Raw genomic sequence first — 13,692 nt, forward strand, 5'->3', positions numbered from 1 at the left:
GCCGTCAGCCAATACGATCTCGAACGACAGCATCGCATGGCAGAAGCCTATGGACCTCGTCAAGCTCCTTGGCGTGATGCGCTCCCCATTCGATCAGAGAATCCAGGATGGGCCGCAGGCTTGCGCCAAGCGGGGTGAGCAGGTATTCGATCCCTTGACTATCCCCAGCGCTGGGCTGCCGGCTCACCACTCCGTGTTCCTCTAGCGCTCGCAGCTGCTCGATCAACACCTTCTGCGAGATGCCGGCAATGCGCTTCTCCAGCTCGCACGTGCGTTGCGGGCCATCCAGCAGCACATAGAGGATGACCGCCTTCCAGCGTCCTGAAAGGACGGCTAGCGCTCGCTCGCCCGGCAAGCCCGGTAGCTTGTTGATGATCTTCATTTGCTAACCACTGACCAAACGGTGTGTAGAGGGGGCGACTACCGAAAAGTAAGCTTTCGATCGTAACCAATCGAAGGAAGACATATGGCCAACCTGTTCGAATCTCAAGTCCTTGGCGGCATCGTTCCGCTGAAGAATCGCATTGTCCTGGCGCCCATGACTCGCACGCGGACGTCCGATCGCGATGTCCCCAATGAACTGATGGGTACCTATTATGGGCAGCGGGCCGGTGCCGGCCTGATCGTGACCGAGGCCACCGACGTTGCACCATCCAGCAAAGGCTACGCCTTGACGCCCGGCATCTACACAGAAGCCCAGCGGCAGGGCTGGCGTTGGGTGACCGATGAAGTTCACCGCCATGACGGCACGATATTTTTGCAGATATGGCATGTCGGCAGGATGGCGCATCCGTCGATCATGCCGAATGGCGAGCCCCCTTGGGGGGTAACCGGGGAACGGGCTGAGCATTCCGATGTGTTTGCCCACGATGCCGATGGCAAGTTGGGCTTCATTCGTGCAGGCACGCCAAGGCGCCTCAGCACCGATGAAGTGTCGGCTTTGGTCGGCACCTTTTCCCAGGCCTTCGCCAACGCCCGGCAGGCCGGTTTCGATGGTGTCGAAATCCACGGAGCCAACGGCTATCTGTTCGACCAGTTCATGAACTCGGTGCTCAACACCCGTGACGACCGCTACGGAGGCAGCAATGTCGAAGATCGCACGCGATTTCTGATGGAAGTCGTTGAAGCGGCGGTGCGTGAATTGGGTCCGGGGCGCGTTGGCGCTCGTTTGTCTCCGTTCGGCAAGTACAACTCCATGCCGGCAGACCCTCTTGCAGAGGAAACCCTGCTGTACGTGGCAGAGCAATTGGGTCGCCGCGGGGTCGCCTACATGCATCTGGTCTACCAGCTCATGCCTTCGGGAAACATGGAGAGCAGCGAGTTCAAGGAACGGCACATCGACCACGTTTTGCTCGCCAAGGTTCGCGCCGCTTTTCCGGGCGCGATTATCTGGTGCGGCGGCTTCACGAACCGCGAGAGCGCTCAGGCTGCGCTCGACACCGGGCTAGTGGACCTGATCGCCTTCGGCAGACCCTACATCGCAAACCCGGACCTGGCGGAGCGGCTCAAGCATGGCTGGCCGCTAGCCGAAGCCGACCCATCGACCTTCTATACCCGCCGCGGTGAAGTGGGCTACACGGACTTCCCCGCCTATTCGGTCGAGCGCGCGGAAAGTCGTTGAAGTGCGGGGTCCCAGCCTTGGCAGAGGAGCCCGGCGTGGGCTTCGATGCAGGAGTCGTGATCGCAACAAACGAATTCAATCGAGTCTCTGGGTTTGGAACAGCTTCGTAACCCACGCACATGAGAGAACAGAATGGCTACACCCGCAGCGTCAACTGAAATAGACGTATCAACAAAACTCCCAGTATTGGGATTACTTGCATTGGCCACAGCCTGCTTCATTGGAATGATGACCGAGGCAATGCCGGCCGGATTGTTGCCGCAGATTGGCGCGGATTTGAATGTTTCGGAAGCGCTGACTGGGCAGCTCGTCACTGCCTATGCGATTGGCTCGATAATCGCAGCTATCCCCTTGACGGCCATGACACGCGGATGGCGTAGAAGGTCAGTGCTGCTGCTGGCCATCGGTGGCTTCTTCGTGCTGAATACGGTGACGGCCCTGTCGACGAACTACGCGATTACACTCGCAGCACGGTTCTTCGCGGGAGTCTTCGCTGGCCTGCTTTGGGCTCTTGTTGCGGGTCACGCCAGTCGCATGGCCCCCGAACATCTGCGCGGCCGCGCCATCGCGATAGCGATGGTAGGCGCACCAATCGCACTGTCGCTTGGTATCCCGCTCAGCACCGTCCTCGGACAGGCTGTTGGCTGGCGCTCCGCCTTTGGCGTCATGAGCGCCTTGACAGTTCTGTTGCTGGCGTGGGTACGCTTTGGCGTACCCGACTTTCCGGGCCTCGCCGCAAGTCGCCACGTGTCCATCGGCAAAGTGTTTGGCATTCCGGGTGTGAAGCCTGTGCTGATCGTCACGCTCGCGTATGCGATGTCCCACAACGTCATCTATACCTACATCTCGCCGTTCCTCGCCTCGTCAGGCATGTCGGGCAGCGTGCAAACAGCATTGTTCGTCTTCGGCATGAGTGCTCTCGTCGGCATCTGGATTATCGGCGTCCTCGTTGACCAGTGGCTGCGAGAACTCGTCCTTGCTAGCGTCGCTATGTTCTGCCTCGCCTCCGCAGCAATGTTCATCTGGCAAGAGTCTCCTTTCGTAATCTATGCGAGCATCGCAGCGTGGGGGCTTAGCTTCGGCGGTGCCGGAACGCTGTATCAGAATGCATCCGCAAATGCTGCTGGCGAGGCGGCTGATGTCGCACAGTCGATATTCGTCACTTGCTGGAATATTGCGATTGCAGGCGGCGGCCTGGTCGGTGGCGCGATGCTTACGACGCTTGGCGCTCGTTACCTGCCTGGCGTGATTGCTCTTCTGCTCGTGCCGACATTCCTGGTGGTCTGGTTCGGTCGCCGCCACGCCTTCCCGGCAAAGTGACGAACCTGGAAACGCTATCTGGGGTGGCGCAGACGTTCGAACGTCTGCATGAAGGCATGGATCAACGTCCCAATGTGGCCGACTTCCGCCCTACGAGCGATCGGCCGTAGCCGACGCTTCCCGGACGCTCGACAACCGGTGGGCGTATTCTCTTTTCGGAGGTGCGATGGTCATTCGAGGCGCTGGCGCCTGACTTTCTTCTCTTTGTACAGTGGCCTTCTTCCGGTGACTGGACTAAGGCAAAATAAACGCGGAAGTCACGCGCGACCGGCGGTATCGCACCGCTCGAGTTGCGCCAATCGGACGCGTGGAGATGCGCTATGGAAAACCTCATGAGAAACTGCTCGGCGCTTGCCGCGTTGACGCTCCTGCTGACTGGATATGCCGCCGCCGGCGTGCCACAAAGCGCGCCACATCTGAGCCCAACGGAGTGCCGTGACCTGGCCGCGATTAGAAGCAACGCGCCTCGGACGAAGTCGCAACACCAAAGCGAGCTTTCGGCCCTGAGGAAAGCGGGCTACAACCCATCACCTTGGCACAACGACCCACACTACCCAGCGAATCTACACGCGGCGCAGCGCCAGGTCGACCATTGGTTCGAAACGGAATGCAAGCAGTCACATCCCAAGTGAGAGGCCCCTGGAGCCACTACGGACCTCCTCGGACTTAGCGCGCAGTGCAGCGCAGCGCTGATCCCTTGCAGCGTGGGCTGCAGGTTGTTTTGCGAGGAGAAAAGTTGAGCACGCTTGGTGAGGAACCGGAAGCGAATTCAAAGAGGCCCCTCGTTGGCGGGGCCTTGAGCTACGAAACACCGTGTTTCTGTTAGTACGTCACAGAAGCCCCACTGCCAGTAAAACTGTGCTGGGTAGGAGCGTCATTTGCATAGTCTGAAACGGCCTGGATGATGTTCACGATCTGTTGCGGCAACCTGCCGCCGCTGACGGCGGTCATTGCAGTACGATCCATCTCAACGGCTACGGGGAGGTCTTTGATTGCCAGCGTGTTCATTTCGATTCTCCAAGGGGAAATTAGTCAGTCAGGAATGTCAGAGCCTGTTTTGAGGGTGTCGCCACTCCTCGTGGAGGTTCAACGCAAAGTGCGTGCCAAACGGTGGCGTCGCGGTAAGCGATCACACAACTAGTTGAAAATATTGGATTTTTAATGGCGATCAGTGCAGATTGATAGAGAGACGTGCGCGCTGCGGCTGGTGGGTCGGATCCAACTCTCCGTCTGGTGCTGTGGGTTAGATCGCGACACATGCGGTCCGCCTACGTATCCCGTGTTTGTACGATGTCCTCGAGGCTTCGAATCCGATCGAAGCCTGACGACATTGAGTCTGTCGCGGACAGTCTCGCTTTCCTGCTGGACTGCTATGACCACCATAGTGCTGTGGCCTACGATGGCGAAACTGCGCCCAGACTCCTTCGTATCGGCGCTTTTGAAATCACTTTCCTTGACGAGAACCTGCCCGACATAAAAGGCAGTGCTGTCGCATGGTCGCTGAGGGAAACGCCGATTCGCTCCGCGGCTTTCCTCGTTTCAATGACGACAGACGCTTTGTCTATTTGCAGAAGCCGTTCTCCTGCGAGGCACTCATGCAGGTCATCGAAGACGCTCGCTGCAGCAGCGATGCGAATACTCGCCAAGCCGCCTAGACCAACTGTTGTCGACGGAAGCGCACACAACCCATAGCCGGAGGTTCAACGGCAAGCCTCTTGGGCCTGATTGAATTTCGCGCGTCTGTCGCATCGCACTCGCGCGATGCGCACTCGACGCCGATATCCCGCGATTTCACACGCGGCTCAGGCGAGCTCTTCCAGATCGCTGGCTGACTCTTCACCCACTGCGTGCACCGATCGCTCGATGACGTGCAGCTTCGGTGTACGGTCGATCACCAGTCCGAGCACGTCGGGACGGCTGTAGTGACCACGCGAGTCCATCATGCGTTTGCGCTTGTCGATCTGCCAGAAATCCAGATCCGCGATGATCTCTCCCTCTCCTTGACGCAGCGGCGCGCCACCCATGTACTCGCCGTCCGGCGAAACAATGGCGGTGAAACAGCCGCTGGAGATCGGGCCAATCTGGGTTGTATTGGTATCCCGCAGAATCTGCTGTTGCTGTTCGGGCGTCAGCCAGGCGGTCGCGTTGACCACAAAGGCACCCGCCTCCAGCGCATGCTGGCGGATGTTCACGGAGATTTGCTCCGAGAAAAGATCACCGGCGAACGAACCCGGATACATTGCCGAATGGATTTCCTCACCATCTGCCATCAGCGCGTAACGTGCGAGCGGGTTGTAGTGCTCCCAGCAGGCCAACTGGCCGACGCGGCCCACGGCGGTATCGATTGCTCGCAGGCCTGAGCCGTCGCCCATTCCCCAGACCATTCGCTCGTGATAAGTCGGCGACAGCTTGCGGCGCCGCTGCACGAGCGTGCCGTCGGCATCGAACAGCAGTTGCGTGTTGTAGATCGTGCCGCCATCGCGTTCATTGACGCCAATCGACACCACCATTCCGGCCTGGCGTGCGGCCTCGCCGATTGCGCGAGTCGCGTCCGAAGGGACAGTCACCGCCTGCTCGAGCAGCTTGTAATGCTCGGCACCCATTGCAAATGGCGATTCGATGAACGAGAAGTACGGATAATAGGGAACTACGGTCTCAGGGAACGTCGCGAACTGGACGCCCTGCTTGCCGAGCTCCAGAATTTTTCTGACGACTTTATCGACAGTGCCTTCCCGGCTATAGAGGACAGGCGCGATCTGAACGGCTGCGGCGCGGATGATTTTCGACATGATGGTGTTCCTTTCGCTGGCTGCGAGGCGGATGAGAGAAGTGCTTGTACCTTAACGTCGCAGGCCATTACGATGTATGTCGTTGTTGCCACCATTCATGACATCCGTCGCTCGCGCGCAGAAAGCTCGCAGCTCGGAATCATTAGTTGCTATTTGGGAATTCGACCCATACGGCGCTCATTCACAGCACGTTCATGTTGCGAACGGCAGGATCAGACATGCACCGGATTGGCTTCATAGTGCCGAGAAGATTTCAGATGATGAGCCTCGCGGCCCTTACGGTATTCGAGATCGCGAACATGCCGCCGAGAGGCCAGTGCTACGACGTCCATCTCCTGTCTGAACACGGTGGTCCTGTTGTATCTTCGGGTGGAATGACCCTGGAAACCGAGGCGTTTGGCGACCCGGCATTCGACACGGTCATCGTCGGCTCAATCACTGAAATGAAAATGCCCGCTTCCGATGCTCCCGTAGTTGCATTCGTGAAAGAGGCGGCCAAGGCATCCAGACGGATAGCCTCGATCTGCAGTGGCGCATTTGTCCTTGCCGAGGCGGGACTCCTGGATGGCAGACGCGCAACCATGCATTGGGCACACGCATCCGAATTCAGAGCGCGATTCCCGAAAGTCCGCACAGAAGAAGACCGGATATTTGTCAACGACGGTCCAGTCTGGACTTCGGCGGGAATGACGGCCGGCATCGACCTCGGCCTGGCGTTGCTCGATAACGACCTCGGCCCCGACGCCGCAAAAATGGTTGCCCGAATTCTCGTCATGAATCAGCGTCGGCTTGGTGGTCAGATGCAGCATTCCGCGTTACTGGACATGACGCCGAAATCCGATCGGATCGAATTGGTCCTCGCGCATATTCGCCGTAATCTGCGCAATCCGCTCACCATTGAGGAGCTCGCGGACGTCGCAAACCTCAGCCCTCGACAGTTCAGCCGCGCCTTCGTCGCCGAGACCGGTCAGTCGCCGGCCAAAGCTGTGGAACAGCTTCGCCTGGAAGCAGCCAGATTCATGATTGAGCACGGCCGCCACACAATTAACGTGGTGGCGCAGGAAACGGGTTTCTCGGATCGGGAACGTATGCGGCGTGCGTTCCTCCGAACGTTTGGTGTACCTGCCGATGTCCTGCGTAGGAGCGCCCGCGCGGCACCGGCCGCCGGCAACTGACGTCGCCTGGCGCAGCGACCCTGGCCCACGCGCACGGCTCACCCAAAGGCGGCCGGTGGCCGAGCGAAGCAGACGGTCGGATGTCAGCGTCGCAGCGATGGCGAACGGCGCAAACTCGCCGCCCGCTGCCCCATGCGTGAGGGGCCGTTTCCCGTGGCACGTAAAGCGGTGATCTGCGGCAGACGACCCGGAGCGCCCAGCCATCGCTACAAAAAGCAGACACGTGACGCACTTGATCAAATCGGAGTTGCTCCAATGCCGCTATCCATGTGCGCATTTCAAGTACCTGCAGCACGGATTTGCCCGCGCCGCCTGGTGGCGAGGACATCAACCGCGGAGCGCCACAGTAGCCACAACGAGAGCCGAGAAGATCAGCGCCGGGGCGAGATGCCGGAACGGCTCCCGATTTCTTAGCAACGTGAAGAGCGCGCCAATCATGATCGCACCGGCCAGCGTTAGGCCCAAAACTCTGGTTTGTTGTCCAAGAAGAAGTGCCGCACTGAGCAACTCGAGCGCGCCACAGAGCAACTGAAACCAGGCCGGGTAACCCCAGCGCGCGAAGTCGCGCTTCACCGCGCCGCGTCGTGCGAGATTGACGACCCCAGCAACGGCGAACAGAACCGCTACGATCGTCGCGAGAATCGATTCGAAAGATGCAGTGTTTAACGCCATGGTCATGCTCCGTTGCTTTGCTGAAAGTGCTTCTGTACGGAGAGGTCCGCAATCAGGCCGCGGCCGTGGGGTTCCCACGAAAGAACTCGCCGGGCATGCTGGCCGCTTACCGTCTGGTCGAGCGCCAGTGCGTCAGCAAATGGCCCAAGCGATTTGCGAGCATCGTCGAGCGGCCAAAATTCGACGCGGTCGGCGCCGACCGAGGCACGAATCGCTTCGCCCATTTCGGCAATGGCAACGGCGTCTTCCGCGACCACGTTGAAGATCTGTCCCGCGACTCGACCGTCCCCGCTTGCCGCCCGCTCCACCGCGCTCAGGTAGGCCGTGGCGAGATCATCGACGTGAACGGCAGGCCAGTGGTTGCGACCATCGCCGACGAACCTCACACTGCCTGTCTGACGGACCATGCCGGCAAGCATGCCGAAGATGCCGCCGCCATAGCCGTGCACCATGGCCGGCCTGAGGATCACTGCAGCAATCGAGCGGCGTGCCGCTAGCGCCAGCACCTGTTGCTCCACTGCGGGCCGCCATGCGATGAGTGGTGTCGGATTCAGCGCCGATGCTTCAGTCGCGGGCTCCCCCTCTGTATTGCCATAGACCCAGGTGCCCGACGTATAGACAAACGCCGCGCCCGGATGCAGATGCGAAAGCATCGCTACAGCCGCGGCCTCGTCAGCAGCAGCGGCGGAAGCATCGTTGGTCGACGCCATGTGCACCACGCCATCAGCGGCACCGGCAGTCGCAGCGAAAGACTGTGGCTCGCGCAAGTCGCCGCCATGCAGTTTCACGCCGAGACGTGTCAGCGCGCTGGCGGCCGCCGAACTGTCCTCGCGCACCAGCGCCGTCACCTGATGGCCGAGGCTGATTGCCCTGCGCGCGACCGCCTGCCCGATGAAGCCCGTACCACCTGTGATGAATAGTTCCATAGCGTTCTCCTCGATGATTGCCTGCGAAGTTGAAAAGCCATACAAACGAGACTAATCAGTCTCGTTTTGACGAATCTAAACGAGACTACCCAGTCTTGTCAACTACTCGGCGATCTGTTATTTATCTCGCATGGACACTTCTTCTCTCCCCGGCCTGAGCCCGCTGCAAAGCCGCAAGCGGTCTGCAATCCTCGACGGCGCGAAAACCGTTTTCTTACGCGAGGGTTTCGGTCTGGCAACGATGGACGATGTCGCCGCGGCCGCTGGCGTCGGCAAACAGACGGTCTACCGCCACTTCAAGTCGAAGGAGGCGCTCTTCGTTGGTCTGGTGAGCTCGATGTGCGCTCAGGTGGGTGGACTTCTTGCCAGCGCTCGGGACGAGCAATCCGATGGATCACCCGAAGTCGAGTTGCGCGAGTTGGGATGGGTGTTGGCACGAAGCCTAATTACGCCGGATAATCTGCGGCTTTACCGGGCCATCGTTGCTGAGGCCGAGCGTCTTCCGGCACTCGGCCAGGTGTTTTTCGAAAATGGTGCAAAGGTCGTGCGTGCCTTCGCCGCAAATATTCTGCGAGAGCGATTTGACGAATCGACTGCTGCAACGCGGGCAGCGACATTCGTTCAGTTGGTGCTTGGCGACGCGTATCTGGAACTGTCAATTGGCTACACGGTGCCCGATGTCGAAGCACGCTTTGCGCTGCAGATTGACGAGGCGGTAGCGGCTGCACTTCGCTAAGCACCGGCGCATAAGATGTCGAGCCGCTGCATGCGGAACGCAACAGCGTGCAGCGCGGGAAGCAAGACAGCTGGTGTCCGATTCCGAACCCAGTCGCGCACCGGTTTCCGTACGATCCGGGCGCGTTTCCAAAATTGTGAGTGTCGTTTTGTGGCCGGTCACTGCCTGCCGCCGATCGACGACACGCGACCCACTCCTGCCTGTCACACGCTCCGCTAGTCAAAGGCTGCTATCGGAGAAGGCCGGACATCGAAACCACATCGGACAACCTGTCGGAGCCTGCCCAAGGATGCCGACACGCTGACCATCGCCGTCCCTCGACTACGAAAACTATTAGAGCACCGACACCATACCGTCATTGTTGCTCCCTATATTCGTCAGTCGCCCGATCCTGACAATTACCGAACGACAGGTTACGGGCATGCAACAAGACATCCTTGAGCTTCCACGAGCGGGGTCTCGGCAGGCAGCCGTCTTAACGGGCGATATCGAGCATGGAGCGCGAACGATGCATGCGGTCGATCGTGACAAGCCATGCGGGTTCGCCGAGCGATCGGCTGCAGTGAACGCTATCGAAGGTTTCGACGATCAGCCAAACAAGAAGGAGCACCTGCACGTGAATTCCCGCCGCAAATTTCTCCAGAGTACCGCCACGGCCGGCCTGTCGGCTGCCGCGCTCAGCGTATTTCCACCCAGCATCCGTCGTGCGCTCGCGATTCCCGCGCATCATGAGAGCGGCACGATCAAGGACGTCAAGCACGTCGTGATCCTGATGATGGAAAACCGCGCGTTCGACCACTACTTCGGCACCTATAAGGGTGTGCGCGGCTACGGCGATCGCTTCACGATTCCGCTACCGAACGGCCGTAACGTGTGGCAGCAGATCGATGCCAACGGCAACGTGGACCTGCCATACCATCTGGATGAGACCAAGGGCAATGCGCAGCGCGTGACCGGCACGCCGCATAGCTGGGTCGATACGCAAAACGCATGGGATGGTGGCCGCATGGCTGCATGGCCGGTGTCCAAGCAGGACCAGACCATGGGCTACTTCGACACGGCTGAAATCCCGTTTCAGCGAGCGCTGGCCGAAGCGTTCACCATCTGTGACGACTACCACTGCGCGTTCCTTGGCGGCACGCACCCGAATCGCATCATCCATTCCACCGGCACGAATGGTCCTGCGTATGGCAAAACCTTCGTGAACAACTTCAGCGGCGACTTTGACGTCACCACATCGGCATCCGCCTACTTCGACTGGAAGACCACCGCCGAGCGCCTGGAAGAGGCCGGTGTGACCTGGAAGGTGTATCAGAACATCAAGAACACCTTCGGCTGCAACCCGCTGCTCGGCTTCAGGCAGTACCGCCGGGCCAACGAGGCGCTGCCGTCGGCGCGCCAGGTCAGCACGTCGCTGAGCCAGGCCGCCGAGCCGGTCTACAACCCGACCGATGCCGTGGCCCAGCCGCTGATCAAGGGCTACGCGAACACACTGCCGACCACGGACACCGACCCGAACACCAACGGCACCTTCGTCGAGGCTTTCGCCGATGATGTGAGAAACGGCCGTCTGCCGGAAGTCTCGTGGGTCGTTCCGACCGACGTCTACTCCGAGCACCCGGGGCCTTCGAGCCCGGTGCAGGGCGCGTGGTTCGTGCAGCAATTTCTCGATGCGTTGACCGCCGTGCCCGAGGTATGGAGCAAGACCGTCCTGCTCGTCAACTTTGACGAGAACGACGGCTTCTTCGACCACGTGCCCCCGGCCGCTGTCCCGTCGCCGAACGGTGACGGCACCTACGCCGGAAAGACCACGCTGGGCAGCGCCGACCTGGGCGTCGAATACTTCACACATCCGTACGTGACCCGCGCCGACACAGGCGCGACGCCTAACAGCCAGCCGAGCGGGCCGGACGGCAAGCCGTACGGCCCGGGTCCGCGCGTGCCGCTGTGGGTGATTTCGCCGTGGAGCCGCGGCGGCTGGGTCAATTCGCAGACGTTCGATCACACTTCGGTGCTGCGCTTCCTCGAAGCCCGCTTCGGCATCAAGGAAGGCAACATCTCGACGTACCGCCGGCTGATCAACGGCGACCTGACTTCGGCCTTCAACTTCGCGACGCCGAACAACGAGCCGCTGCCGACCATCGCGGGCGAGAAGAGCAAGGCCGACGCCGATGCGTTGCGCGCCACGCAGCAGGCGCTGGGCCAGATCGTGCCGGACGCCAGCCGGGGTATGCCGAAGCAGGCTAACGGCTTCCGCCCGTCGCGTGCGCTGCCGTACGAACTGCATGCCAGCGCTCATGTGGACGCGAGCACCGGTACCGTAAAACTGCTGTTCGCCAATACCGGTCGCCAAGGTGCTGTGTTCCACGTCTATGACAAGTTGCACCTGGACCGCCTGCCGAAGCGTTACGCAGTCGAGCCAAGCAAGACGCTGGACGACGTGTGGGCGCCGGGCTCCACGGACCTCGGCAAGTACGACCTGTGGGTACTCGGCCCGAATGGCTACCATCGCGAATTCAAGGGCGACCTCACCGCGCTGAAGGGGCACAGAACCGCCAATCTGGAAGTTCGTGTGGGTTACGGGTCCCTAACCGGCAACCTGCACCTGCAACTGCGCAACGAAGGTGCCGGTCTCGCACAGTTCACAGTGAAGTCCAACAAGGTCTACGGTGCGCTGCAGGCTTTCCCAGGTTTGCCGAGTCCGGTTTTTGGCCAAGGTCCTTTGGGCTTCGCTGGTTTCCCGGTGCCGGGCTTCGGCGCATGGCCGGAGCCTGCCCCGTTCTCCCGGAATGATCGCCTCGACCCAAGTCACACCTGGGCGGTAAGCACCAACGGCGCGTTCCCGGTCGCGCTCTTCTGGAACCTCGCCCAGACCGGCTTCTGGTATGACTTCGAGATCACCAGCAGCACAGACCGCAGCTTCTTGCGTCGCATCGCCGGGCGTATCGAAACCGGCCGTCACTCGGTGACCGACCCTGCGATGGGGATGATCGACAGCTTCTGATCGAAGACGAGAGGCACCGGGCATTAGCTCAGTGCCTCTCGTGCAATGAAGGTCTTCCAGTGCATCGGCTCACGGCTACCGCTCCTCGCCCGAACGGTTTGGATCAGGCGCTCCCGCACCTTCCATGGCGCTTGATCTCTGGGATACGGTGAATATCGGCTCGGCGATTCGAATTCTTTAATGCGCCACTAACCAGGTCCAATCCGTAAGTCTCACATTGATCGATACCCGGATCATCGAGCGTTTGGACCGCACGCACGATGGCTCAGGGACGAACTCCGTATCGCCAGCGGCGGCATGCGGTGCCACAGGGAGCCCCACACTGAACGCAAACGGCGGATGGTGCATCATGCCTGAAACTCGCAAGCTGGCGATCGGCGCGATGCGCCCCAATTGGGCCCTTCGACCGGGCGGGAATTCAACGGCCGCCTGCGAAGTACATCGGCCGTTTCGCCACCCACAACGGGCGCGCGGTTGGATGAGCTGATAGATTCGTAATCGCGATACCAGCCGCGTGCGCGCTGCACGCGGACTTGGGCAAGGCGGCGATGGCAATCGCTTTCGGCGAGGCTCGGACCATTAAGCAACCGTTCTGGGCGCTGCCGGCGCTCGCGATTGAGAAGCCTGCGTACGGGATATCATGGACTATTGCGTCACCGCGTTGCTATTTTCCGGAGTGGTGTTCACCCCGGGCCTGTATCTCTTCCAATCGCTTGCGGACGGAGGCGCAACACATGGATACTCACGAACTCGCCACCCGGCCGACACAGCCTGTCCGCCGCCCGGTGCTGGTCTGGGACGCGCCGGTGCGACTGTTTCACTGGCTGGTGGTCCTGCTGGTCACGGCGGCCTATGTCACCTTGAAACTAAACTGGATCGACTGGCACGTCCGGGTCGGCGAGACGCTGCTCGCGTTGGTTATTTCCCGGCTGCTGTGGGGCTGCTTTGGCAGTGAGACCGCGCGCTTTCGCAGTTTCGTGGCGTCGCCCGCAGCAGCACTTCGTCATTTGCACCACCTGTTTCGCCGCGATCCGGATGTGCAGGTGGGCCACAATGCGGCCGGCGGCTGGATGGTCCTGCTGCTGCTCGCGTTGCTGCTGGTTGAGACGCTGAGCGGGCTCTATGTCAACAACGACATCGCCGACGAAGGGCCGTTGAGCGAAGTCGTGCCCGCTTGGCTCGCCAACGCGATCTCGACGCTGCACGGGCTTGTTTGGGACGTGCTGCTCGCCGCGGTCGCACTGCACGTGCTCGTGATCGCTCTCTACGCGGTAGCGAAGGGACACAACCTGCTGCGCCCGATGCTAACGGGATACAAGCTGTTGCCCTCGTCTATCGATGCGCCGCGGCAGACGCCAGCGCTGCTGGCGCTGCTGCCGCTCGGCGTCGGCGCTGCCGTGGTGATGCTGCTCGCGGCTTATCTCTGAGCGATCTCAGGATGCCGCTTCA

The 13,692-nt window shown here is 60.7% G+C and carries 12 protein-coding genes and 1 pseudogene; 8 read left to right on the forward strand and 5 right to left on the reverse strand.

Annotation, left to right across the window (positions count from 1 at the left end):
- Positions 1-4 precede the first annotated feature (4 nt).
- A complete protein-coding gene (locus P0D96_RS32610; RefSeq protein WP_132379694.1) occupies positions 5-382 on the reverse strand; it encodes a winged helix-turn-helix transcriptional regulator in 378 nt (125 codons plus the stop codon).
- An 84-nt stretch (positions 383-466) separates the two neighbouring features.
- Here P0D96_RS32610 and P0D96_RS32615 point away from each other — a divergent pair, with 84 nt between their 5' ends.
- From P0D96_RS32615 to P0D96_RS32625, 3 genes are all read left to right on the forward strand, one after another.
- Positions 467-1,621, forward strand: coding sequence for an alkene reductase (locus P0D96_RS32615; RefSeq protein WP_408317642.1), 1,155 nt, complete (start codon positions 467-469; stop codon positions 1,619-1,621).
- Positions 1,622-1,753: 132 nt separating this feature from the next.
- The gene (locus tag P0D96_RS32620) at positions 1,754-2,941 is read left to right on the forward strand and encodes an MFS transporter (RefSeq protein ID WP_408317644.1); all 1,188 of its coding nucleotides are present in this window, start codon (positions 1,754-1,756) and stop codon (positions 2,939-2,941) included.
- A gap of 320 nt (positions 2,942-3,261) precedes the next feature.
- Positions 3,262-3,573 (forward strand): DUF4148 domain-containing protein, encoded by a 312-nt coding sequence (locus P0D96_RS32625; RefSeq protein WP_408317646.1) that lies wholly within the window; start codon positions 3,262-3,264, stop codon positions 3,571-3,573.
- A 190-nt stretch (positions 3,574-3,763) separates the two neighbouring features.
- Here P0D96_RS32625 and P0D96_RS32630 read toward each other — a convergent pair whose 3' ends face one another.
- Positions 3,764-3,949 carry a hypothetical protein gene (locus P0D96_RS32630; RefSeq protein ID WP_132379702.1) on the reverse strand — a complete coding sequence of 62 codons (186 nt, stop codon included), beginning with the start codon at positions 3,947-3,949 and terminating at the stop codon, positions 3,764-3,766.
- Positions 3,950-4,743: 794 nt separating this feature from the next.
- Positions 4,744-5,730 (reverse strand): nitrilase-related carbon-nitrogen hydrolase, encoded by a 987-nt coding sequence (locus P0D96_RS32635; RefSeq protein ID WP_408317648.1) that lies wholly within the window; start codon positions 5,728-5,730, stop codon positions 4,744-4,746.
- 218 nt (positions 5,731-5,948) lie between these two features.
- Here P0D96_RS32635 and P0D96_RS32640 point away from each other — a divergent pair, with 218 nt between their 5' ends.
- Positions 5,949-6,905: a GlxA family transcriptional regulator gene (locus P0D96_RS32640; RefSeq protein WP_132379706.1), complete on the forward strand. Its 957-nt coding sequence runs from the start codon at positions 5,949-5,951 to the stop codon at positions 6,903-6,905.
- A 327-nt stretch (positions 6,906-7,232) separates the two neighbouring features.
- Here the strand turns inward: P0D96_RS32640 and P0D96_RS32645 are convergent, their stop codons facing one another.
- Together P0D96_RS32645 and P0D96_RS32650 are read right to left on the reverse strand one after the other, a co-directional pair.
- The gene (locus tag P0D96_RS32645; RefSeq protein ID WP_408317651.1) at positions 7,233-7,577 is read right to left on the reverse strand and encodes a DoxX family protein; all 345 of its coding nucleotides are present in this window, start codon (positions 7,575-7,577) and stop codon (positions 7,233-7,235) included.
- Between the two features lie 2 nt (positions 7,578-7,579).
- Positions 7,580-8,503, reverse strand: a complete 924-nt coding sequence (locus P0D96_RS32650) for an NAD-dependent epimerase/dehydratase family protein (RefSeq protein WP_408317653.1) — start codon at positions 8,501-8,503, stop codon at positions 7,580-7,582.
- A 130-nt stretch (positions 8,504-8,633) separates the two neighbouring features.
- Here P0D96_RS32650 and P0D96_RS32655 point away from each other — a divergent pair, with 130 nt between their 5' ends.
- From P0D96_RS32655 to P0D96_RS32670, 4 genes and pseudogenes are all read left to right on the forward strand, one after another.
- The gene (locus tag P0D96_RS32655; protein ID WP_408317655.1) at positions 8,634-9,239 is read left to right on the forward strand and encodes a TetR/AcrR family transcriptional regulator; all 606 of its coding nucleotides are present in this window, start codon (positions 8,634-8,636) and stop codon (positions 9,237-9,239) included.
- A 616-nt stretch (positions 9,240-9,855) separates the two neighbouring features.
- The gene (locus P0D96_RS32660) at positions 9,856-12,243 is read left to right on the forward strand and encodes a phosphocholine-specific phospholipase C (protein WP_408317775.1); all 2,388 of its coding nucleotides are present in this window, start codon (positions 9,856-9,858) and stop codon (positions 12,241-12,243) included.
- 503 nt (positions 12,244-12,746) lie between these two features.
- Positions 12,747-12,949: pseudogene (locus tag P0D96_RS32665) on the forward strand (TIGR00366 family protein); the annotation flags it as partial.
- Between the two features lie 28 nt (positions 12,950-12,977).
- Positions 12,978-13,670, forward strand: coding sequence for a cytochrome b/b6 domain-containing protein (locus P0D96_RS32670; RefSeq protein WP_408317657.1), 693 nt, complete (start codon positions 12,978-12,980; stop codon positions 13,668-13,670).
- The last annotated feature ends 22 nt before the right edge of the window (positions 13,671-13,692 follow it).

This window comes from Paraburkholderia sp. RL17-347-BIC-D (genome assembly GCF_046027915.1).
In the GTDB taxonomy this organism is placed as follows: Bacteria; Pseudomonadota; Gammaproteobacteria; order Burkholderiales; family Burkholderiaceae; genus Paraburkholderia.